Source organism: Pseudomonas sp. MPB26 (assembly GCF_046605355.1).
Classification (GTDB): domain Bacteria; phylum Pseudomonadota; class Gammaproteobacteria; order Pseudomonadales; family Pseudomonadaceae; genus Aquipseudomonas; species Aquipseudomonas cedrina.
Genome location: NZ_CP176793.1, coordinates 3765428 through 3785849, shown reverse-complemented (window position 1 = coordinate 3785849; position 20422 = coordinate 3765428). Strand labels below are relative to the sequence as shown.

At 61.3% G+C, this 20422-nt stretch carries 20 protein-coding genes and 1 pseudogene; 1 reads left to right on the top strand and 20 read right to left on the bottom strand.

The window, feature by feature from the left end:
* Positions 1-22 precede the first annotated feature (22 nt).
* From ACLH0H_RS17615 to ACLH0H_RS17535, 17 genes are all read right to left on the bottom strand, one after another.
* A complete protein-coding gene (locus ACLH0H_RS17615; RefSeq protein ID WP_169378048.1) occupies positions 23-544 on the bottom strand; it encodes a toxin-activating lysine-acyltransferase in 522 nt (173 codons plus the stop codon).
* Positions 545-555: 11 nt separating this feature from the next.
* Positions 556-2301: a ShlB/FhaC/HecB family hemolysin secretion/activation protein gene (locus tag ACLH0H_RS17610; protein WP_411378965.1), complete on the bottom strand. Its 1746-nt coding sequence runs from the start codon at positions 2299-2301 to the stop codon at positions 556-558.
* Between the two features lie 186 nt (positions 2302-2487).
* Complete coding sequence (locus tag ACLH0H_RS17605; protein ID WP_411378964.1) at positions 2488-2880, bottom strand: DUF2802 domain-containing protein; 393 nt, start codon at positions 2878-2880, stop codon at positions 2488-2490.
* Positions 2881-3363 carry a chemotaxis protein CheW gene (locus tag ACLH0H_RS17600; RefSeq protein WP_010564003.1) on the bottom strand — a complete coding sequence of 161 codons (483 nt, stop codon included), beginning with the start codon at positions 3361-3363 and terminating at the stop codon, positions 2881-2883.
* 80 nt (positions 3364-3443) lie between these two features.
* Complete coding sequence (locus tag ACLH0H_RS17595; RefSeq protein ID WP_411378963.1) at positions 3444-4235, bottom strand: CheW domain-containing protein; 792 nt, start codon at positions 4233-4235, stop codon at positions 3444-3446.
* A complete protein-coding gene (locus ACLH0H_RS17590) occupies positions 4235-5023 on the bottom strand; it encodes a ParA family protein (RefSeq protein ID WP_411378962.1) in 789 nt (262 codons plus the stop codon). Before ACLH0H_RS17590 ends, ACLH0H_RS17595 begins: the two co-directional genes overlap by 1 nt.
* A gap of 50 nt (positions 5024-5073) precedes the next feature.
* On the bottom strand, positions 5074-5961 hold the full coding sequence (gene motD, locus ACLH0H_RS17585) for a flagellar motor protein MotD (RefSeq protein WP_411378961.1): 888 nt from the start codon (positions 5959-5961) through the stop codon (positions 5074-5076).
* A 15-nt stretch (positions 5962-5976) separates the two neighbouring features.
* Positions 5977-6717, bottom strand: coding sequence for a flagellar motor protein (locus ACLH0H_RS17580; RefSeq protein ID WP_411378960.1), 741 nt, complete (start codon positions 6715-6717; stop codon positions 5977-5979).
* Positions 6717-7853 carry a protein-glutamate methylesterase/protein-glutamine glutaminase gene (locus tag ACLH0H_RS17575; protein WP_411378959.1) on the bottom strand — a complete coding sequence of 379 codons (1137 nt, stop codon included), beginning with the start codon at positions 7851-7853 and terminating at the stop codon, positions 6717-6719. Before ACLH0H_RS17575 ends, ACLH0H_RS17580 begins: the two co-directional genes overlap by 1 nt.
* A gap of 48 nt (positions 7854-7901) precedes the next feature.
* Positions 7902-10136, bottom strand: a complete 2235-nt coding sequence (locus ACLH0H_RS17570; protein ID WP_411378958.1) for a chemotaxis protein CheA — start codon at positions 10134-10136, stop codon at positions 7902-7904.
* A gap of 11 nt (positions 10137-10147) precedes the next feature.
* On the bottom strand, positions 10148-10936 hold the full coding sequence (locus tag ACLH0H_RS17565; RefSeq protein WP_065873738.1) for a protein phosphatase CheZ: 789 nt from the start codon (positions 10934-10936) through the stop codon (positions 10148-10150).
* A gap of 18 nt (positions 10937-10954) precedes the next feature.
* Positions 10955-11329, bottom strand: a complete 375-nt coding sequence (locus ACLH0H_RS17560) for a chemotaxis response regulator CheY (RefSeq protein ID WP_015885173.1) — start codon at positions 11327-11329, stop codon at positions 10955-10957.
* A gap of 169 nt (positions 11330-11498) precedes the next feature.
* On the bottom strand, positions 11499-12239 hold the full coding sequence (fliA, locus tag ACLH0H_RS17555; RefSeq protein WP_015885174.1) for an RNA polymerase sigma factor FliA: 741 nt from the start codon (positions 12237-12239) through the stop codon (positions 11499-11501).
* Positions 12236-13069: a flagellar synthesis regulator FleN gene (fleN, locus tag ACLH0H_RS17550; RefSeq protein WP_003192912.1), complete on the bottom strand. Its 834-nt coding sequence runs from the start codon at positions 13067-13069 to the stop codon at positions 12236-12238. Before fleN ends, fliA begins: the two co-directional genes overlap by 4 nt.
* Before the next feature lie 105 nt (positions 13070-13174).
* Complete coding sequence (gene flhF / locus ACLH0H_RS17545; protein WP_307390686.1) at positions 13175-14491, bottom strand: flagellar biosynthesis protein FlhF; 1317 nt, start codon at positions 14489-14491, stop codon at positions 13175-13177.
* Positions 14492-14503: 12 nt separating this feature from the next.
* A complete protein-coding gene (gene flhA / locus ACLH0H_RS17540) occupies positions 14504-16618 on the bottom strand; it encodes a flagellar biosynthesis protein FlhA (RefSeq protein WP_178115249.1) in 2115 nt (704 codons plus the stop codon).
* 141 nt (positions 16619-16759) lie between these two features.
* A complete protein-coding gene (locus tag ACLH0H_RS17535; RefSeq protein ID WP_411378957.1) occupies positions 16760-16957 on the bottom strand; it encodes a cold-shock protein in 198 nt (65 codons plus the stop codon).
* Positions 16958-17772: 815 nt separating this feature from the next.
* Between ACLH0H_RS17535 and ACLH0H_RS17530 the strand changes: the two genes are divergently transcribed.
* Positions 17773-18042: a DUF6124 family protein gene (locus ACLH0H_RS17530; protein ID WP_411378956.1), complete on the top strand. Its 270-nt coding sequence runs from the start codon at positions 17773-17775 to the stop codon at positions 18040-18042.
* Between the two features lie 358 nt (positions 18043-18400).
* Here ACLH0H_RS17530 and ACLH0H_RS17525 read toward each other — a convergent pair.
* From ACLH0H_RS17525 to flhB, 3 genes and pseudogenes are all read right to left on the bottom strand, one after another.
* Positions 18401-18604 (bottom strand): annotated as a pseudogene (locus ACLH0H_RS17525) (cold-shock protein).
* A 22-nt stretch (positions 18605-18626) separates the two neighbouring features.
* Positions 18627-18848, bottom strand: coding sequence for a cold-shock protein (locus ACLH0H_RS17520; protein ID WP_411378955.1), 222 nt, complete (start codon positions 18846-18848; stop codon positions 18627-18629).
* Positions 18849-19283: 435 nt separating this feature from the next.
* The gene (flhB, locus tag ACLH0H_RS17515) at positions 19284-20420 is read right to left on the bottom strand and encodes a flagellar biosynthesis protein FlhB (protein ID WP_411378954.1); all 1137 of its coding nucleotides are present in this window, start codon (positions 20418-20420) and stop codon (positions 19284-19286) included.
* Between the last annotated feature and the right edge of the window lie 2 nt (positions 20421-20422).

The window sequence follows — 20422 nt, the reverse complement described above, 5'->3', positions numbered from 1 at the left end:
AAATCCTTTGCGCAGTGGCAGATCAGAGCGCGTCGCTGGGTAACGGGTGGGTGGCAAACCAGGCTTTCGCCTCCAGGTCCAGGACGGCGATCCCCTGGAAATTCATCACGCGCAAACCGCGCTCTTCGCCCCGGTGGTACAACGAACGACAGATACGCGTGGCCCACACGCGCCGACGCAACAGGCTCATCACCCGTGGGGTATGACCGAACGGCGCAACCCAGTCGTTGACCCACATACGGTCGCCGCTGTTCCAGTCTTCCGGCGGCAGGCACACCGCCGGCTCGCTCAAATAACGTGCCTCGGCCTCGGCACTGAGGTTGAGCCACGACAGGAAAAACACCGGCCGCCCGCCTTCGCTCATCAGAATGAACTGGCGCGCCTTGATGGCCGGCAGCAGCAAGGTCGGCAGGCTGTGCAACGGCGCATCGCGATGGGCGCTCGAGTGCATCCACAGCCACACCGCCGAACCCAGCACCTGCGCTTCGTCGAGGGAGGTGTCGGCCCGTTCGGGGGCGAGTACCTCAAGGCTGCCACGATGCATGCTGCGCTCCTTCAAAAGGACCAGTTGGCGCTGAAGCCACTGGTTACGTCGGCGGTCTGGAAGCCCTTGGGTTTCTCCAGGGGCTTGCCGGTATAAATGTCATAGGAAAACTGTTTGTAGCCGCCGCGTAGACCCACCACCGCCCCCGCCAGGCGCCGGCCCGAAAGGTACTGGGTGGAATGCCCGCCGACTTCGCCATAGTCCACGCCCAGATAGAGTTCCTGGCCAGTGTTGGCCAGGCTCAGGCCCAGGTCGTTGCTGAACGTCCAACCCCGTTCGGCCGAGAGGATCTGCTCGCCGTCGAAACCACGCACGGTGTAACGTCCGCCGATCGAAAACCGGTCCTGCGGGATCAGCGCCGTGCGGTTCCATTGCCCGCGCCAGCCGGCGACATAGCGCAGACGTTGGCTGGCCAGGGTAAATGGCACTTGCAATTGCGCGTTGGCAGAAATGATCTGGGAGCGAGAGGTGCCCTCGCCGGTGTCTTCTTCCGGTGCGCGCAACGCATCGCGGGCCCCGGTGCCGCGGCGATAGCCCACGCCCAAATCGAGGGTACTGACACCGATGAATTCACGGTGGTTGATCCCGGCCTGCCAGCCGGCCATGCGCCGACGCTGCAACTCGATTTCCGTGTCTTCGATAAAATTGCTGGAGGTGCGGCTCCAACCGCCGAAGGACACACTGGTCTTACGCACGGCATCGCGATAGATCACCCGCGAGACCTGGATCTCATTGGTGCGGCTACGGCCCTGGTAGGAGTAAGTCTGGTTGGCCCCGGCAATCGTCTGGTGGTAGTCGTATTCGCTGGAGGTGAGGCTCAACTGCCAATAGTCATAGGGCACCGAGTAATGCACGGTATGTCCCTTGGAGCCGCGGTCGCCGCTTTCGCCGCCGCCCAAGTCATGGTTGAAACTGATATAGAACAGGTCGTTGAGCGTCGCCAGGTTGTCCAGCGACAAGGCGACGTTGCCTTGGTATTTACCGGTTTGCTTGCTGCCGGAGTCGTCCACCGACAGGCTGACCCGTACCGGAATGGCCTGCTTCCAAGCGATCACCACGTCGCTCTCCCCAGGCTTCGCATCCTCGCCCTCGGCCGGTTTGATCTGCACATCGGCTTCGGCGGTGGGCACACGCTTGAAGTTCTCCAGTGCCTGCTCGATATCGCGCAGGTTAAGCACGTCGCCGGCGGACGCGGGCATCGCGTTCCAGTAATTGGCGCGTGAGGAGGTGCCTTCGGCGAAGCGGATTTGCTTGATGCGGCCGGGTACCAGTACCAGCGACAGGGTGCCCTGGTTCAGGTCCTGGGCTTGGGCCAGTACGCGGGTGGTGATGAAGCCCTTGGCGATAATTGCGTTCTGGATACGCTTCATCGTCAGATTTATGCCGCCGGCACCGATGCAACGCCCTTGCACCGGATCATTCGACGGGTTGGCGGCGCGCAGGGCCCACTGGAAATCTTCGGCCTGGTCGCCGGTGAGGATCACGCGGTCTATCTTGAAGCAGGGCGATTCAGTGCGCGACAACCGCAGGCTGCCGTCAGCGTCTTGCGGCGCTTGCAGACGTACATCCGGCGAAGGCTCCAACTGTTCGCGCTGCGCACGCTCACGCTGTTGCTGCAGGAGTAGTTGTTGAGCGGGCGCTACAGGCTCGGCCGCCAGCGCAGCAACGCTGGCGAGCAGACCGAACGTGATACCGGTGGCTACGCAGGAATGCAGCAAAACAGACGGCTTTGTTTTTGGTAACGCGTCGAAAGACATTTCGCATCCTTGTAAGTGAAACTTCCTACATGCGCAGGCTTGGTCACCACAAAGACGAATAAGTGCCATGAAAAACATAGCATTGTGACATGATCCGCAAAAGCAGCAGCGTTCAGCACCCTCAGGGTCGAGCGGGAAGGCTCTGGCTCAAGGGTTTGACACGTTGTTCAGCGAACCGGCGGCTGATCAACTTTTATGCAACTTACTCATCAACTGCGCCTCAGCCTGGGTCAACCCACACGACTGCGTCAGCTCATCCACCGTAGCCCCCATCCCCACCAGCTTGGCAGCCTGGGCAAACGACAAGCTCGACGGATCACGCTGCTCGATCTGCGCCAGCTTGTCCGGCAAAGGCGCAAGAATGGCGCGCAGTTCATGCACCTCGTCACCGACCTTCACCGCGCTTTGCTGGTAATGATCAACACGCTTGAGCAACTCGAGGATGCGCCGGTCTCGCACGGCGTCGCGCTCGGCCTGCTGCAATAACAATTCGCGCTGCTGGCGCACATGGCGCAGCAGGAATGCCAAGGTCCCGGCCCACAAAAGGGCCAGGACAATTACCACGGCCTCAAGGAACAATCAGATGCTCTCCAGTTCCGACCATTCTTCTTCGCTCATCATCTTGTCCAGCTCGACCAGAATCAGCAGTTCGCCGTTCTTGTTGCACACGCCCTGGATGAACTTGGCGGATTCTTCGTTACCCACGTTCGGCGCGGTTTCCACTTCCGATTGGCGCAGGTAGACCACTTCCGCCACACTGTCGACCATGATCCCGACTACTTGCTTGTCGGCTTCGATGATGACGATACGGGTGTTGTCGTTGACTTCGGTCGGTACCAGGCCGAAACGCTGGCGGGTGTCGATGACCGTCACCACGTTGCCGCGCAGGTTGATGATACCCAGCACATAGCTGGGCGCACCCGGTACCGGCGCGATCTCGGTGTAGCGCAGCACTTCCTGCACGCGCATCACGTTAATGCCATAGGACTCGTTGTCCAGTTTGAAGGTAACCCATTGCAGGATCGGATCATCCAAACCTTGTGCGGACGCTGACTTGTTCATTTCTCTGACCCCTTCAAATACCGTTCGACACGGCGTGTGTGCTTCTTTGACCGCACTCGCATGCGGCCCTTATTGTTCAATCAACTGCGTTTGGTCACCGGCATCGTCTTGACCGCCCCGCTGGCGATCAACTCGGCCAGTTCGGCGACGTCGAGCAACGCGCACATGTGTTCGATCACGGTGCCCGCCAGCCAAGGCCGTTGGCCCCGGTGGCTGCGCCACTTGATTTCATTGGGGTCCAGGCGCAACGAGCGGCTGACTTGATGCACCGCCAGCCCCCACTCGTAGCCCTGCACCGAGATCACGTATTGCAAGCCTTGGCGAAAGTCGTCGCGGTAGCGGTCGGGCATCACCCAGCGCGCGGTATCGAGCACCTTCAGGTTGCCGGCCTGGCTGGGCAGGATGCCGAGGAACCACTCCGGTTGCCCGAACAGCGGTGTCAGTTCCTGGCCTTCCAGGGAATAGATCGAGCCCAGGCACACCAGCGGCACCGCCAGGGTCAACCCGGCGACGTCGAACAGCAGGCATTCGAACGGCTCGGCCGCCCAGCTCGGGCGACCGTCGCCCGTCACCGGCGGCGGCGTGATGCTCGGCGGCAGGTGCACTTGCACCACCGGCTCGACCATTACGGGGGCCACCACGGCAGGCACGACCACGGCCGGTGTGATCGGCACCACCACCTGCGCATCGCGCGCCTGCTCTTCGAGCACCGCCAGCTGGAATTCATCCAGCGTGCTGGCAGGCTCGACGGCAGGCTCCAGCACCAGCATCGGTTCCGGCAGTTCTTCCGCGGTCGCTTCCTGCAACAAGGCATCCAGGTAGGATTCCAGTGCCAGTTGCGGCCGGGTCTTGAGTTCGGTAGGCCGGTTCATCACGCCACCTGCGCCACAAGCTGCTGCGACAGCAGATGCTTGAGCAACACGCGGTAAGCCTGCACGCCACGGCTCTTGCCGTCGAACTGCGACGGCGTAAGCCCGGCGCGGCTGGCGTCACGCAGGCGGGTGTCCACCGGGATATAGCCATTCCAGATGCTGTCCGGGTAGGCGTCGCGCAGTACCCGCAACGTTCCGAGGGAAGCCTGGGTGCGGCGGTCGAACAAGGTTGGCACGATGCTGTAGGGCAATGGCTGTTTGCGTGAACGGTTGATCATTGCCAAGGTGCTGACCATGCGCTCCAGGCCTTTGACCGCCAGGTGCTCGGTCTGCACCGGGATCACCAACTGTTGGCTCGCCGCCAAGGCGTTGACCATCAACACGCCAAGCAATGGCGGGCTGTCGATGATCGCGTAGTCGAAGTCCTGCCACAGTTGCGCCAGGGTCTTGGCGATCACCAGGCCCAGGCCGCTCTGCCCCGGCGACTGGCGCTCGAGAGTGGCCAGGGCGGTGCTGGACGGCAACAGGAAAATGCGCTCGTGGCTGGTGGGCAACAGCAGTTGCCCAGGCAGATCGGCCGGCACGCTGCCTTTGTGCAGAAACAGGTCGAAGTTGCTGTGTTCCAGCGTGTCCGGGTCGTAGCCGAAATAGCTGGTCATGGAGCCGTGAGGATCCAGGTCCACCACGACCACACGCTTGCCCGCCTCGGCCAGCAAACCGGCTAAGGCGATGGAGGTGGTGGTCTTGCCGACTCCACCTTTTTGATTGGCAACTGCCCAGACTCTCATTCGGTTGGTTCCTCCCGGCAGGCACGCGCGCGACCGAGACATTGCATAAGTTATTGAGCCGGCGACGGAGAATTGACGGCACTCTGACGAACCGGCGGCTTTACAAGGGCCGGTGCAGTTTGTGTGCCAGCCCGCTTCAAGGCCGCATCCGGTGTTGCGTTGGCGGTGCCGGTGCCGGTCAGGCTGCGGCGCACTTCCAGGTTGCGCGACACCACCAGCACGACCCGGCGGTTGCGTGAACGCCCTTCTACCGTGGCGTTATTGGCCACTGGTTGGAACTCGCCATACCCCACCGACGCCAGGCGACCCGGGTTGATACCCTGCATCGCCAACATGCGCACGATGCTCGCGGCGCGCGCCGACGACAGTTCCCAGTTGGTCGGGTACTGCGCGGTGCTGATCGGCACATTGTCGGTAAAACCTTCAACGTGGATCGGGTTCTCGAACGGCCGCAGGATCGCCGCGACCTTGTCGATGATGGTGAACGCCTGGTCACTGGGCATCGCATCGGCACTGGCGAACAGCAGGCTGGAATTGAGCTCGATCTCCACCCACAACTCGTTGCCGCGCACGGTCATCTGGTTGGAGCTGATCAAATCGCCAAACGCAGCACTGATGTCGTCGGCAATGCTTTTGAGCGGATCGCTGGTGCCCCCGACGCCGGCGGCGGTTTCGTCGCTGTCGTCGACCAGCGGCTTGGCCGGGGTCACGGTCTTGGGCCGCTCGTCGCCAATCGGGATCGGTTTGAGCGCGCGGTCAGAATCGGAAAACACCCCGATCAGCGCCTCGGAAATGACTTTGTACTTGCCTTCGTTCACCGACGAGATGGAGTACATCACCACGAAAAACGCAAACAGCAAGGTGATGAAGTCCGCATAAGACACCAGCCAGCGTTCATGGTTGACGTGTTCTTCAGGCTCGCGACGGCGACGGCTCACAAGTCATACCTCCCATCAATCCATGAAGCCCTGAAGCTTCAATTCGATGGAACGCGGGTTCTCGCCTTCGGCAATCGACAGGATGCCTTCGAGCAACATTTCGCGATAACGGGACTGGCGCATGGCAATCGACTTGAGCTTGCTGGCCACCGGCAACAACACCAGGTTGGCACTGGCCACGCCGTAGATGGTGGCGACGAACGCCACGGCAATCCCGCTGCCCAATTGCGAAGGGTCGGCCAGGTTGCCCATCACGTGGATCAGGCCCATGACCGCACCGATGATGCCGATGGTCGGCGCGTAGCCGCCCATGCTTTCATAGACTTTGGCGGCGTTGATGTCGCGGCTTTCCTGGGTGTAGAAGTCCACCTCCAGGATGCTGCGGATCGCTTCCGGCTCGGCACCGTCCACCAATAATTGCAGGCCTTTGCGCGCGTAGCTGTCCGGTTCGGCATCGGCTACGCCTTCCAGGCCCAGCAGGCCTTCCTTGCGGGCGGTGAGGCTCCAGTTGACGACGCGGTCGATGCCGCCGGCCAAATCGACACGCGGCGGAAAGATGATCCAGATAAAGATCTGCATCGCCCGCTTGAACGAACTCATCGGCGACTGCAGCAACGCCGCGCCGACGGTGCCGCCGATCACGATCAGCGCCGCCGGGCCGTTGGCCAGGGCGCCGAGGTGGCCGCCTTCGAGGTAGTTGCCGCCGATGATCGCGACAAACGCCATGATGATGCCGATCAGGCTCAATACATCCATCAGAGGCAGGCCTCCACCAGATGCTTGCCGATGTCGTCCAGGCTGTAGACGGCGTCGGCCAGGTCAGCCTTGACGATGGCCATGGGCATGCCATAGATCACGCAGCTGGCTTCGTCCTGGGCCCAGATGGCGCTGCCGCCCTGCTTGAGCAGGCGCGCGCCTTCACGGCCGTCGGCGCCCATGCCGGTGAGCACCACCGCCAGAACTTTGTCGCCGTAGGACTTGGCCGCCGAACCGAAGGTAATGTCCACGCATGGCTTGTAATTCAAGCGTTCATCGCCCGGCAGGATTTTGATCGCGCCGCGACCATCCACCATCATCTGCTTGCCGCCCGGTGCCAGCAGCGCCAGGCCGGGACGCAGGATGTCGCCATCCTCGGCTTCCTTGACGCTGATGCGGCACAGCTTGTCCAGGCGCTCGGCGAAGGCCTTGGTGAACGCGGCGGGCATATGCTGGATCAACACGATCGGCGCCGGGAAGTTGGCCGGCAGCTGGGTCAAGACGCGTTGCAGGGCCACCGGGCCGCCGGTGGATGTGCCGATGGCGACCAGCTTGTAGGCTTTGCGCTTGGGCGCGGGCGAATGCGCAGCAGGCGCGGCGGTACGCACAGGCGCGGTCGCCGCCGGCCGTGCAACCGGCGCCGGGGCAGGACGCGCATACGCGCTCGTCGAGGCCGCTGGAGCCGGCGGTGGCACTGGGGTTGCGGCGGGCGCCGGCGCGCTGAACAGGCTACGGCGGTTACTGCGCGAAATGCTGTGCACTTTCTCGCACAGCATCTGCTTGACCTTGTCGGGGTTGCGCGAGATGTCTTCGAAATTCTTCGGCAGGAAGTCCACCGCGCCGGCGTCCAGCGCATCCAGGGTCACCCGGGCGCCTTCGTGGGTCAGCGAGGAGAACATCAACACCGGGGTCGGGCAGCGTTGCATGATGTGCCGAACTGCCGTGATGCCATCCATCATCGGCATCTCGTAGTCCATGGTGATCACGTCGGGCTTCAATGCAATGGCTTGATCAATTGCCTCTTTGCCATTGGTGGCCGTACCGACCACCTGGATCGTTGGATCGGCGGAAAGAATTTCCGAGACGCGGCGGCGGAAGAAACCCGAATCGTCCACCACCAGGACCTTGACTACCATAAGCACTCCGTTAGGCGGGACGGGCAATACCGCCCTGACCCACCAGAATCAAATACGCCGAGCGGCGTAACGCTTGAGCATGCTCGGAACATCGAGAATCAGCGCGATCCGACCGTCACCGGTGATGGTCGCACCCGACATGCCCGGGGTTCCCTGCAGCATTTTGCCCAATGGCTTGATGACCACTTCTTCCTGGCCCACCAGTTGATCGACGACAAAGCCGATACGCTGGGTGCCCACGGAGAGAATCACCACATGGCCTTCGCGCTGCTCTTCATGGGCAGCCGAGGCGACCAACCAGCGCTTGAGGTAGAACAGCGGCAATGCCTTGTCACGCACGATCACCACTTCCTGGCCGTCCACCACGTTGGTGCGCGACAGGTCGAGGTGGAAGATCTCGTTGACGTTGACCAGCGGGAAAGCGAAGGCCTGGTTGCCCAGCATCACCATCAGGGTCGGCATGATCGCCAGGGTCAACGGCACCTTGATGACGATCTTCGAGCCCTGGCCCTTGGTCGAGTAGATATTGATCGAGCCGTTGAGCTGGCTGATCTTGGTCTTCACCACGTCCATGCCCACGCCACGGCCCGACACGTCGGAAATCTCGGTCTTGGTCGAGAAGCCCGGCGCGAAGATCAGGTTGTAGCACTCGGTGTCGGTCAGGCGGTCGGCGGCGTCCTTGTCCATCACGCCACGCTTGACCGCGATATTGCGCAGCACGGCCGGGTCCATGCCCTTGCCGTCATCGGTGATCGACAGCAGGATATGATCGCCTTCCTGTTCCGCCGCCAGGATCACCTTGCCGCCCCGGGACTTGCCCGAGGCTTCGCGTTCTTCCGGGGTTTCCACGCCGTGGTCGACGGCGTTGCGCACCAAGTGGACCAGCGGGTCGGCCAGGGCCTCGACCAGGTTTTTGTCGAGGTCGGTTTCTTCACCCACCAGTTCCAGGTTGATCTCTTTCTTGAGCTGACGCGCCAGGTCGCGAACCAGACGCGGGAAGCGGCCGAAGACTTTCTTGATCGGCTGCATCCGCGTTTTCATCACGGCGGTCTGCAGGTCGGCGGTGACCACGTCGAGGTTCGACACGGCCTTTTGCATGGCTTCGTCGCCGCTGCTCAGGCCCAGTCGCACCAGGCGGTTACGCACCAGTACCAGCTCGCCGACCATGTTCATGATGTCGTCCAGGCGCGCGGTATCAACGCGCACGGTGGTTTCGGCTTCAGTGGCGGGTTTGTCGGCCACCGGCGCCGCGGCGGCACGCGCCGGAGCAGGTGCGGCGCCGGGGGTTGGCGCTGGCTTGGCCACCGGCGCCGGGGCGGCCGCTTTGGCGGCAACCGGTGCAGCCGTAGCAGCCGGGGCCACTTCGCTGAACTTGCCCTTGCCGTGCAATTCATCCAGCAGCGACTCGAACTCGTGGTCCGAGATCAAGCCATCGCCGGCCGGTGCGGCACTGGCGGCGGCAGGCGCTGCGGCAGGCGCAGACGTGGCGGCAGGCGCAGACGTGGCGGCGACCTTCGGCAAGGCGTCGGCCGCGAACGTGCCCTTGCCATGCAGCTGGTCGAGCAAGGCTTCGAATTCGTCATCGGTGATGTCGGTGCTGGCTTTGGCGGCCGGCGCATCCACAGCGGTGCTGGCGGCAGCGGCAGGCGCCACGGCGTCGGCCGCAAACTGGCCTTTGCCATGCAACTGGTCGAGCAGGGATTCGAACTCCGCGTCGGAGATGTCTTCGCTGGTCGGTGCCGCTGCCGGCGCAACCGCGGCCGGTGCTTCGGCCTCGGCCTTCACCGCGCTGAGGGAGTTAAGCAGTTGCTCGAACTCGCTGTCGGTCACATCCGGCTCGGCTTGCGCCACAGGCTCGGGCGCTGCCTCAGCCACCGGCACCGCGGACAATTCGGCAGGCTCTGCATAGCGCGCCAGGGCGGCCAGCAGTTCCGGGGTGGCGGCGGTAACCGGTGCACGTTCACGCACTTGGCTGAACATGCCGTTGACCGCATCCAGTGCTTCGAGAATCACGTCCATCAATTCCGAGTCAACCTGACGCTCACCCTTGCGCAGGATGTCGAACACGTTCTCGGCGATGTGGCAGCACTCCACCAGCTCATGGAGCTGGAGGAAGCCGGCGCCCCCTTTTACAGTGTGAAAACCGCGAAAAATTGCATTGAGCAGGTTCGCATCATCCGGTCGGCTTTCCAGCTCGACCAGTTGTTCGGACAGTTGCTCTAAAATTTCGCCGGCCTCTACAAGGAAATCCTGAAGGATTTCTTCATCGGCGCCGAAGCTCATGGGTGTGCTCCTTAGAAGCCTAAACTGGATAACAGGTCATCGACATCATCTTGACCCGATACAACGTCTTCACGTTTATCGGCATGAATCTGCGGACCTTCACCCTTGGCGAGATGTTTTTGTGGATCTTTTTCCGAGAGGATCGCTTCGCGGTCATGTTCGATGCCTGCAAAGCGGTCTACCTGGCCTGCCATCAGCACTAATTTGAGCAAGTTGCTTTCCACTTCGGTGACCAATTGGGTCACACGCTTGATCACCTGGCCGGTGAGGTCCTGGTAATCCTGGGCGAGCAGAATGTCGTTGAGGTTGCTGGAAACCGTGCGGTTTTCCTGCTCGCTGCGTGACAAGAACCCTTCGACCCGACGCGCCAATTCACGGAACTCTTCAGCCCCGACTTCACGGCGCATGAAGCGGCCCCAGTCAACGCTGAGCGCCTGGGCTTCGGTGGCCATGCCATTGACCAGGGGCGTGGCGTTTTCCACCAGGTCCATGGTGCGGTTGGCCGCCGCCTCGGTCAGCCTGACCACATAGGACAGGCGTTCGGTGGCATCGGTGATCTGCGAGATTTCTTCGGCCTGGGGCATATGCGGGTCAATCTGGAAATTGACGATCGCACTGTGCAGCTCGCGCGTGAGCTTGCCCACTTCCTGGTACAGGCCGCGGTCACGGGTCTGGTTGAGCTCATGGATTAACTGCACCGCGTCGCCGAACTGGCCTTTTTCAAGGCTTTCGACCAACTGGTGAGCATGCTTTTTCAGGGTCGACTCAAAGTCGCCCTGTGACGTTTCTTTATGCTCCATAGCTCCCCCGCGATGGCATTAGCCGTGGATGCGTTCGAAGATTTTTTCGATCTTCTCTTTCAAGGCCAATGCAGTGAATGGCTTGACCACGTAACCGTTTACCCCGGCTTGGGCGGCTTCGATGATCTGCTCACGCTTGGCTTCGGCGGTCACCATCAACACGGGAAGGCTGCGCAGTTTTTCGTCGGCGCGCACGTGGCGCAGCAAGTCGATACCGGTCATGCCAGGCATGTTCCAGTCCGTTACCAGAAAGTCGATGCTCCCGCTGTTGAGGATCGGAATCGCAGTGATGCCGTCGTCCGCCTCGACCGTGTTAGTGAACCCAAGGTCACGCAACAGGTTTTTTATGATCCGCCGCATCGTTGAGAAGTCATCAACGATGAGGATTTTCATGTTCTTGTCCAATTCGACCTCCAAGCAGTCTTAAACGCGCCCAGCACCTGGACGCGCCATTTCAATCAACAGGCATTACACAAAAAGGACTGCCGGGGCCACCACGGGCCGAACCCGCGAAGGCTTGGCGCCCTCGCGGTATCGTCTGCAGCGCCCCCCACACTGCCTGTCAGCGCGCTCGCCACTCTCCCAAACGCCCCCGCAAGCGGGCTGCGCACTGGCTATGCAACTGGCTGACCCGCGATTCGCTGACCCCCAGGACCTCACCGATTTCCTTGAGGTTCAGCTCTTCGTCGTAGTACAGCGCCAACACCAGCCGCTCACGCTCCGGCAAATTGGCAATCGCGTCCGCCAACGCCCCCTGGAAGCGTTCATCCTCCAGGTCGCGCGATGGCTCCATATGAGCGCTCGCGCCGTCCTCATGCAGCCCTTCGTGTTCGCCGTCCTGCAACAGGTCGTCGAAACTGAACAGGCGGCTGCCCAAGGTATCGTTCAAAATCCCGTAATAATCGTCGAGACTCAATTGGAGTTCGGCCGCAACTTCGTGATCTTTAGCGTCGCGACCGGTTTTTGCTTCAATTGCGCGAATTGCGTCACTGACCATGCGCGTATTGCGGTGCACCGAACGCGGCGCCCAATCACCCTTGCGCACCTCGTCGAGCATCGCGCCACGGATACGGATCCCCGCATACGTCTCGAAACTGGCCCCCTTGCTCGCGTCATATTTGGTCGACACTTCGAGCAGGCCGATCATGCCGGCCTGGATCAAGTCTTCGACCTGGACGCTCGCGGGCAGGCGTGCCAACAGGTGGTAGGCAATGCGCTTGACCAAGGGCGCGTAGCGCTCGATCAACTCGCCCTGGCTGTCACGGGCGGATTTCTTGTAGGCGTTGTAGCCGTTCGCTGTCATAGCACCGGTCCTGCGCTCGTCTGATGCACCAATCGCTCGACGAAAAACTCCAGATGCCCCCGCGGGTTGGCGGGCAACGGCCAGGTATCGACCTTCTGGGCAATAGCCTTGAACGCCAAGGCGCATTTGGAACGAGGGAACGCTTCGTAGACCGCACGCTGCTTTTGCACAGCCTTGCGCACACACTCGTCGTAGGGAACTGCGCCAACGTATTGTAAGGCTACATCGAGAAAGCGATCCGTGACCTTGGTCAACTTGGCGAACAGGTTGCGCCCTTCCTGCGGGCTCTGGGCCATGTTGGCCAGGACGCGGAAGCGGTTCATGCCGTAGTCACGGTTAAGCAGTTTGATCAGGGCATAGGCGTCGGTGATCGAGGTGGGTTCATCGCAGACCACCAGCAGCACTTCCTGCGCGGCGCGCACAAAGCTGACCACGGACTCGCCGATCCCGGCGGCGGTGTCGATCACCAGCACGTCGAGGTTGTCGCCGATATCGCTGAACGCCTGGATCAGACCGGCATGCTGCGCCGGGCTCAGGTGCACCATGCTCTGGGTACCGGAGGCGGCCGGCACGATGCGGATGCCACCGGGGCCCTGCAACAGCACATCGCGCAGCTCGCAGCGGCCCTCGATCACATCGGCGAGGGTGTGCTTGGGCGTCAGCCCCAGCAAAACGTCGACATTCGCCAGCCCCAGGTCAGCATCCAGCAGCATGACGCGGCGGCCAAGCTCTGCCAGGGCCAGGGACAAATTCACTGACACGTTAGTTTTCCCGACGCCACCTTTGCCGCCGGTCACCGCGATCACCTGTACGGGATGCATGCTGCCCATTTTATTTCTTTACCTTGTCTTGCTTAGACGCAGGCTACATGGCTTGGCCGCGTGAATCGCTTGCAGACCATCGATGTAGATACAGTTCATGGTGTTCATCCTGACCTATCCCACCCGTTTTGCCGGGTTGTGGTAAAGGTCGGCGAACATATCGGCCATCGCTTCCTCGCTAGGCTCTTCTTGCATTTGCACGCTGACTGCACGGCTGACCAATTGATGACGGCGCGGCAGATGCAGATCATCCGGGATCCGCGGGCCGTCGGTCAGGTAGGCGACCGGCAATTCATGACTGATGGCCAGGCTCAGCACTTCGCCCAGGCTCGCGGTTTCATCGAGCTTGGTGAGGATGCAACCGGCCAGGCCGCAACGCTTGTAGCTGTGGTACGCAGCGGTAAGAACCTGTTTCTGGCTGGTGGTTGCAAGCACCAGGTAATTTTTCGACTTGATGCCACGCCCGGCCAGGCTTTCCAGCTGCATGCGCAGTGCCGGGTCGCTGGCTTGCAGGCCGGCGGTATCGATCAGCACCACGCGCTTGCGCAGCAGCGGGTCGAGGGCGTTGGCCAGGGACTGGCCCGGGTCGACATGGGTCACCGACACATTGAGGATGCGACCCAGGGTCTTGAGCTGTTCCTGGGCACCAATGCGGTAGCTGTCCATGCTGACCAGGGCGATATTCTGCGCGCCGTATTTGAGTACGTAACGGGCGGCCAGCTTGGCCAGGGTGGTGGTCTTGCCCATGCCGGCGGGACCGACCATGGCAATTACCCCGCCCTCTTCCAGCGGTTCGATTTCCGGCGTGGCGATCATCCGCGCCAAGTGGGCCAGCAGCATGCGCCAGGCCTGGCGAGGCTCCTGTATCTCGGTGGTCAAGGCCAGCAGGTCGCGGGACAACGGGCCGGACAGGCCGATGCGTTGCAGGCGGCGCCACAGGTTGGCCTGTTGCGGCTTGCTGCCTTGCAGTTGGGTCCAGGCCAGCGAGCCCAGCTGCACTTCGAGCAGCTCGCGCAGGCCGTTGAGTTCAAAGCGCATCGAGTCGAATGCGCGCGGGTCGACAGCAGCGGCCGGTGCAGGCGCTGCCGGACGCGACGGCTCTTTGAACGTTGGCTCGACCAAGGGCTCGGCCGCGGTCAGCGGCAGGCCGGCGAACAACTGGCGATTGGTGGTGGCATCGCTGTCACCGCGCATGCTCAGTTCGGCCTGGGCCGAGACAATGCGCGAGGCCGTCTTGCGCAGCTCGTCTTCGAGCTCCATGTTCGGCACGCGCGGCGCCAGGGCCTGGGGGGTGTAATCCAGGGCAGCCGTCAGCTCGACACCGCCGGCAATACGACGGTTACCGATAATCGCGGCGTCGGCGCCCAGCTCATCACGAACCAGTTTCATGGCCTGACGCATATCGGCGGCGAAAAAACGCTTAACTTGCATAACCCACTACCCTCAGCCGTTGGGCCCTACTGTCGCGACGATAGTCACTTGCTTGTTGTCAGGAATTTCCTGATAAGCCAAAACGTGCAAATTCGGTACTGCCAGGCGTCCAAACCGCGACAACATCGCGCGGACCGGGCCGGCCACCAGCAAGATCACCGGCTGGCCCTGCATTTCCTGGCGCTGCGCGGCGTCGATCAACGAACGCTGCAGCTTCTCAGCCATGCTTGGCTCCAGCAGAACGCCTTCTTCCTGGCCTTGACCTGCCTTCTGAATACTATTGAGCAATATTTGTTCCAACCTTGGTTCCAAGGTGATCACAGGCAGCTCGGAGTCAAGCCCTACAATGCTTTGCACGATTGCGCGCGACAATCCGACGCGCACCGCGGCCACCAGCGCGGCAGTATCTTGACTCTTGGCGGCATTGTTCGCGATGGCCTCGGCAATGCTACGAATGTCGCGCACCGGCACCTGTTCGGCCAGCAGCGCCTGCAAGACTTTGAGCAATTGCGACAGCGACAGCACGCCCGGCACCAGCTCCTCGGCGAGTTTTGGCGAAGCTTTGCCGAGCAAACCCATCAATTGCTGGACTTCCTCGTGGCCGATCAGCTCATGGGAGTGCTTGTAGAGGATCTGGTTGAGGTGCGTGGCAACCACGGTGCTGGCGTCCACCACGGTGTAACCCAGGGACTGCGCCTGGCTGCGCTGGCTGATTTCGATCCACACCGCCTCCAGGCCAAAAGCCGGATCTTTGGCGGTGATGCCGTTGAGGCTGCCGAACACCTGCCCCGGGTTGATCGCCAGCTCGCGGTCCGGGTAGATCTCGGCCTCGGCCAGGATCACGCCCATCAGGGTCAAGCGGTAGGCGCTGGGGGCCAGGTCGAGGTTGTCGCGGATATGCACGGTGGGCATCAAAAAGCCCAGGTCCTGGGACAGCTTCTTGCGCACGCCCTTGATCCGCGCGAGCAGTTGGCCGCCCTGGTTGCGGTCCACCAGCGGGATCAGGCGGTAGCCGACTTCCAGGCCGATCATGTCGATCGGGGTCACGTCATCCCAGCCCAGCTCCTTGGTTTCCTGGGCGCGGGCCGGAGATGGCAGCAGCTCCTGCTGACGCGCGACTTCCTGCAGGGCCTGGACCTTGACCGCATTCTGCTTCTTCCAGAACAGATAGGCGCCGCCACCGGCCAGGGCCGCCATACTCAGGAACGACACGTGCGGCATGCCCGGCACGATACCCATGATGGCCATGATGCCCGCCGCCACGGCCAGCGCCTTGGGCGAGGCGAACATCTGGCGGCTGATCTGCTTGCCCATGTCTTCGGAACCCGAAGCACGGGTGACCATGATGGCCGCCGCTGTGGATAACAACAGTGATGGCAATTGCGCCACTAAACCGTCACCGATAGTCAGCAAGGCGTAGACCTTGCCCGCATCGCCAAAGGTCATGCCGTGCTGGAAGATACCGACCGCGATGCCGCCGATGAGGTTGATGAACAGAATCAGCAGGCCGGCGATGGCGTCACCGCGCACGAACTTGCTGGCACCGTCCATGGAGCCGTAGAACTCGGCTTCCTGGGCCACTTCCAGACGGCGTGACTTGGCCTGGTTCTGGTCGATCAGGCCGGCGTTGAGGTCGGCGTCGATGGCCATTTGTTTGCCGGGCATGGCGTCGAGGGTGAAGCGCGCGCTCACCTCGGAAATCCGCCCGGCGCCTTTGGTCACCACCACGAAGTTGATGATCATCAGGATCGCGAACACCACGATACCGACCACGTAGTTGCCGCCGATCACCACCTCACCGAAGGCCTGGATCACCTTACCGGCGGCGGCGTGACCGTCCTGGCCGTGGAGCATCACCACACGGGTGGACGCTACGTTAAGCGCCAGGCGCAACAGGGTCGCCACCAGCAGAATCGTCGGGAATACCGCGAAATCCAGCGGCCGCAGGGCGTAGACGCACACCAGCAGCACCACGACGGACAAGGCGATGTTGAAGGTGAAGAACACGTCCAAAAGGAACGGCGGCATCGGCAACATCATCATTGCCAGCATCACCAGCAACAACAACGGCACACCCAGATTGCCTCGGGAGAGGTCAGTCAGGGTGGTACGGGCCGTGCCGAACATTTGAGAGCGATCCACCACCGGTATTCCTCGTTTCCTTGAAGCAAAGTTTTGACGCCGCGGGACGTCCTGGAGGCGGTGTTGCAAGAAGCCTTCCAACTTTTGCTCAAGAGGAATACCAGTGGGGAATTCTCTCGAGGAGGTTTAACCTACACGTCTTAGATGCTGAATTTGACCGACGGCTCCTATATCGTAAGACACCTGATCACCCATTTTAAGATCGGTCAAACCAGCGTCTCGAAGGTCTTGTTCGTCGACGGTGATATCCCCACCGCCACTGCGCGGGGTGATAATTACAAAGCCATTGTTTGAATCGACCACGCGAACGGTTCCAGTTGCCATGATGACTCTCCTTGGTTCACTTGCGTTACCGCACCCCGTGTGCAGCACTGCGCCCTTAGTCAAGCCTAGAAAAGTTGAGCGCACTACTGTCAACATTGACAGGTCGGCTGAAATTCCAGATAGACGGTAATTGGCAGAACGGTAGTCTTCGCGGCTCCAGTGTGGGAGCTGGCTTGCCTGCGATTGCGGTGCATCAGTGACGGATGCATTAGCTGACCCAGCGCTATCGCAGCATAGGTATCTACACAACTTTGCAAAGGCCGGCGAGTTCGCCTGTGGCGAGCGGGCTTGCCCCGCGTTGGGCTGCAAAGCAGCCCTAAAACCAGCCTCTGCGCAATGTCTGATACACCGCATTCTGCTTACTGGGGCTGCTTCGCAGCCCAACGCGGGACAAGCCCGCTCGCCACAACAGCCCGTTCGCTGGGTTTTCAGCGTCGAGCCAAAGTTGTGTAGATACCTATGACTATCGCAGGCAAGCCACCACCTTTGGATTTGCGTACATCCGCTGCTACCGAGGAAATTTCCGACAGTGTTTTGAGGTTGCCCCTAGGAAACTCGATCTCTAGTCTCCGTACACCGCTGCAAACGCAGTGGTCGGGCGTCGCGGCCCGGTTAACTACGGAACAAAAGCACCATCTGCCTTTCAGTAAGCGGTTTTTTATCGTCTACTGTGCGGCGCTATGGCGGCTGTGCGCGGGATACCTTCGGGTATGCCGGGTTGTTGTTCCTGGACCGGTCCGCGAACCTGCGTACAGCTGCCACCCTCCATCGCGTCGCGGCGATCAGTGGCGGCTCCACTTTCTAGGAACTTCACAATGATCAAACCTACCCCAAATCCCCCACTCGACACCAACGACGCACCCGTCGTGCTTTTGCGCGTAAAAGACGGCATCCCCACCGAAGACCTGCTGATCAACCTCACCGAAACACTGGCGTCAGCCCATGCCCTGACCTGCAACTTTGCCTTCGAACTGGACAGCTCGCGGCGCGAAGGCGCATTGGGTGTAGCGCAGTTGATCGAAGTGGCGCAGTTACTGGCCGAGCGGGTGCTGGAAGGCGTTGAGCCGTCGACTGCGATGGGCTAGACCAAACCAAACCCACCGGGTGTAAACCGATTCAACTGTGGGAGCTGGCTTGCCTGCGATAGCCATAGGTATCTACACATCTTTATGGAGGGCATGCGAGCATCTGTAGTGAGCGGGCTTGTCCCGCGCTGGGCTGCGAAGCAGCCCCAAACCAGGCGACTTGGATTTATCTGGAACTCGGCGGCGTCTTTATTGGGGCGGCTTCGCCACCCAGCGCGGGACAAGCCCGCTCACTACAAAAATGTGTAGATACCTATGCTGCGATAGCGGTGCATCAGCAACAAATGCATCAGCTGACCCACCGCTATCGCAGGCAAGCCAGCTCCCACAGGTTGACCCTGTTCGCCTTGAGACCGTGTCAGGCATTACGCACGTTCTCGGCCTGCGGGCCTTTTGGGCCTTGAGCCGTGTCGTACTCGACTCTTTGCCCCTACTCCAAACTTTTGAAACCAGGACTTTGAATGGCTGAAAAGTGGACAAACACATCCGCACTGCCATTTTCGGGCTTAATAAACCCAAACCCTTTCTCCGCGTTAAACCACTTCACCGTACCTGTTGCCATGACCGTTCTCCCGCCGTCACTTTCAAAGGTTTGCACAGGGCATGCGAATGAGTTTCAGGCGAAACGCATAAATGCCCTTGGGGCCATGGATTCTGGAAAACAGCACCCGCTCGCCCTTTCTAAACCGCAGCCCTGCCGAGCTCTTCAGATCCAACAGTACCGGCTCTCGCCCACCGTCCGGTTCGATCAAACCTTCTCCGGTGGCGCGGCTATAAGAACTGATCGTGCCCATCACCACTTCCATGATCACCCTCCTGCATCTTTTGATTACCTGCGCGCAGTGTCTGGCGTTATGGAACCGCAAGGGGCCGACACTGACTACTGTCAAAGTTGACAGGTAGCGGGAGTTTAAGACGAATGGCACGGTGGCAATCCGCGGTTCACTTCATGCATCCGGTGACTTTTTGCGCTTGCGCGGTTTTCGCGGCTTGGGAGGGGCTGGCGGGAGGTCACTGCATTGCGTGCCGGTCGACTGAACGGCAACCTCTTTGCCATCGCGCTCCCGGGCGATAAAGCCGATGCCTTTGACCGCATCAGACCAACTAACCGTGCGCCTATCCATCACCGCCTCCCGAGGCGCGCAGGGCTGCGCGCCTCATCGCTCTATCAAATCGTGCAGGCGGCGTATTGCCTACTGTCAACCTTGACAGGTAGACGCACAACAGCAGGAGCGCGACCGTCAGGAATCGCGACGCAAATCCGGCGGAATCGGCAGGTCCTTGAGCGGGTCCGGGCGCTTGCCCTTGCCCGCGCGGTACTGGCGAATCTGATAGACATAGGCCAACACCTGGGCCACGGCCAGGTACAGCCCGGCGGGGATTTCCTGGTCGAGGTCGGTGGAGTAGAAGATCGAGCGCGCCAACTCCGGCGACTCCAACAGCAGGATGTCGTTGGCCACAGCGATTTCACGAATCTTCAACGCGGTAAAGTCACTGCCCTTGGCCAGCAGCATCGGCGCGCCGCCCTTCTCCGGGTCGTACTTGAGCGCCACGGCGTAGTGCGTCGGGTTGGTGATGACCACATCGGCGTCAGGCACCGCCGCCATCATCTTGCGCTGGGACATTTCGCGCTGCAGTTGGCGAATACGCTGCTTGACCTCGGGCCGGCCTTCCTGGTCCTTGTGTTCGTCGCGCACTTCCTGCTTGGTCATCAGCAGTTTCTTATGGCTTTCCCACAGCTGGATCGGCGCATCCACCGCCGCGATGATGATCAGCCCGGCGGCCATCCACAGCGCGCTCCAGCCCACCACTTGCACGCTGTGGATGATCGCCGACTCCAGCGGCTCGTGGGCGATCAGCAGCAGGTCGTCGATGTCGGACGACAACACCACCAGCGCCACAAACAGGATCAGGATAAATTTGGCCAAAGCCTTGAGCAGTTCCACCAGGGCCTTGGCGGAAAACATGCGCTTGAGCCCGGCGCCGGGGTTCATGCGGCTGAATTTGGGCGCCATGCTGCCGGCGGCAAACAGCCAGCCGCCGAGAGCGACCGGACCGATCAGCGCGGCCAGCAGCAAGGTGATCAGGATCGGCTGTACCGCCAGCAGCGCGATCTTGCCCGAGTGCAGCAGGTACTGGCCCATGGCGTCGGGGTTGAGCAGCACTTCGCGGGGCAAAGCGAAGTTGTGCTTCATCAACTCCATCAAGTCCAGCGCCAGGCCGCCGCCGTAGATCAGCAAGGCGCCGGAGCCGGCCATCATGGTGGCAACGGTGTTCAGCTCTTTGGAGCGCGCAATTTCGCCCTTTTCCCTGGAGTCCTTTTTGCGTTTCTCCGTGGGGTCTTCTGTCTTGTCCTGACCACTCTCGCTCTCGGCCATGG

Coding starts and splice junctions, on each gene's coding strand:
- ACLH0H_RS17615 (WP_169378048.1), bottom strand. CDS start 544: ATGCATCGTGGCAGCCTTGAGGTACTCGCCCCCGAACGGGCCGACACC.
- ACLH0H_RS17610 (WP_411378965.1), bottom strand. CDS start 2,301: ATGTCTTTCGACGCGTTACCAAAAACAAAGCCGTCTGTTTTGCTGCAT.
- ACLH0H_RS17600 (WP_010564003.1), bottom strand. CDS start 3,363: ATGAACAAGTCAGCGTCCGCACAAGGTTTGGATGATCCGATCCTGCAA.
- ACLH0H_RS17595 (WP_411378963.1), bottom strand. CDS start 4,235: ATGAACCGGCCTACCGAACTCAAGACCCGGCCGCAACTGGCACTGGAA.
- ACLH0H_RS17590 (WP_411378962.1), bottom strand. CDS start 5,023: ATGAGAGTCTGGGCAGTTGCCAATCAAAAAGGTGGAGTCGGCAAGACC.
- ACLH0H_RS17580 (WP_411378960.1), bottom strand. CDS start 6,717: ATGGATGTATTGAGCCTGATCGGCATCATCATGGCGTTTGTCGCGATC.
- ACLH0H_RS17575 (WP_411378959.1), bottom strand. CDS start 7,853: ATGGTAGTCAAGGTCCTGGTGGTGGACGATTCGGGTTTCTTCCGCCGC.
- ACLH0H_RS17570 (WP_411378958.1), bottom strand. CDS start 10,136: ATGAGCTTCGGCGCCGATGAAGAAATCCTTCAGGATTTCCTTGTAGAG.
- ACLH0H_RS17565 (WP_065873738.1), bottom strand. CDS start 10,936: ATGGAGCATAAAGAAACGTCACAGGGCGACTTTGAGTCGACCCTGAAA.
- ACLH0H_RS17560 (WP_015885173.1), bottom strand. CDS start 11,329: ATGAAAATCCTCATCGTTGATGACTTCTCAACGATGCGGCGGATCATA.
- fliA (WP_015885174.1), bottom strand. CDS start 12,239: ATGACAGCGAACGGCTACAACGCCTACAAGAAATCCGCCCGTGACAGC.
- fleN (WP_003192912.1), bottom strand. CDS start 13,069: ATGGGCAGCATGCATCCCGTACAGGTGATCGCGGTGACCGGCGGCAAA.
- flhF (WP_307390686.1), bottom strand. CDS start 14,491: ATGCAAGTTAAGCGTTTTTTCGCCGCCGATATGCGTCAGGCCATGAAA.
- flhA (WP_178115249.1), bottom strand. CDS start 16,618: ATGTTCGGCACGGCCCGTACCACCCTGACTGACCTCTCCCGAGGCAAT.
- ACLH0H_RS17535 (WP_411378957.1), bottom strand. CDS start 16,957: ATGGCAACTGGAACCGTTCGCGTGGTCGATTCAAACAATGGCTTTGTA.
- ACLH0H_RS17530 (WP_411378956.1), top strand. CDS start 17,773: ATGATCAAACCTACCCCAAATCCCCCACTCGACACCAACGACGCACCC.
- ACLH0H_RS17520 (WP_411378955.1), bottom strand. CDS start 18,848: ATGGAAGTGGTGATGGGCACGATCAGTTCTTATAGCCGCGCCACCGGA.
- flhB (WP_411378954.1), bottom strand. CDS start 20,420: ATGGCCGAGAGCGAGAGTGGTCAGGACAAGACAGAAGACCCCACGGAG.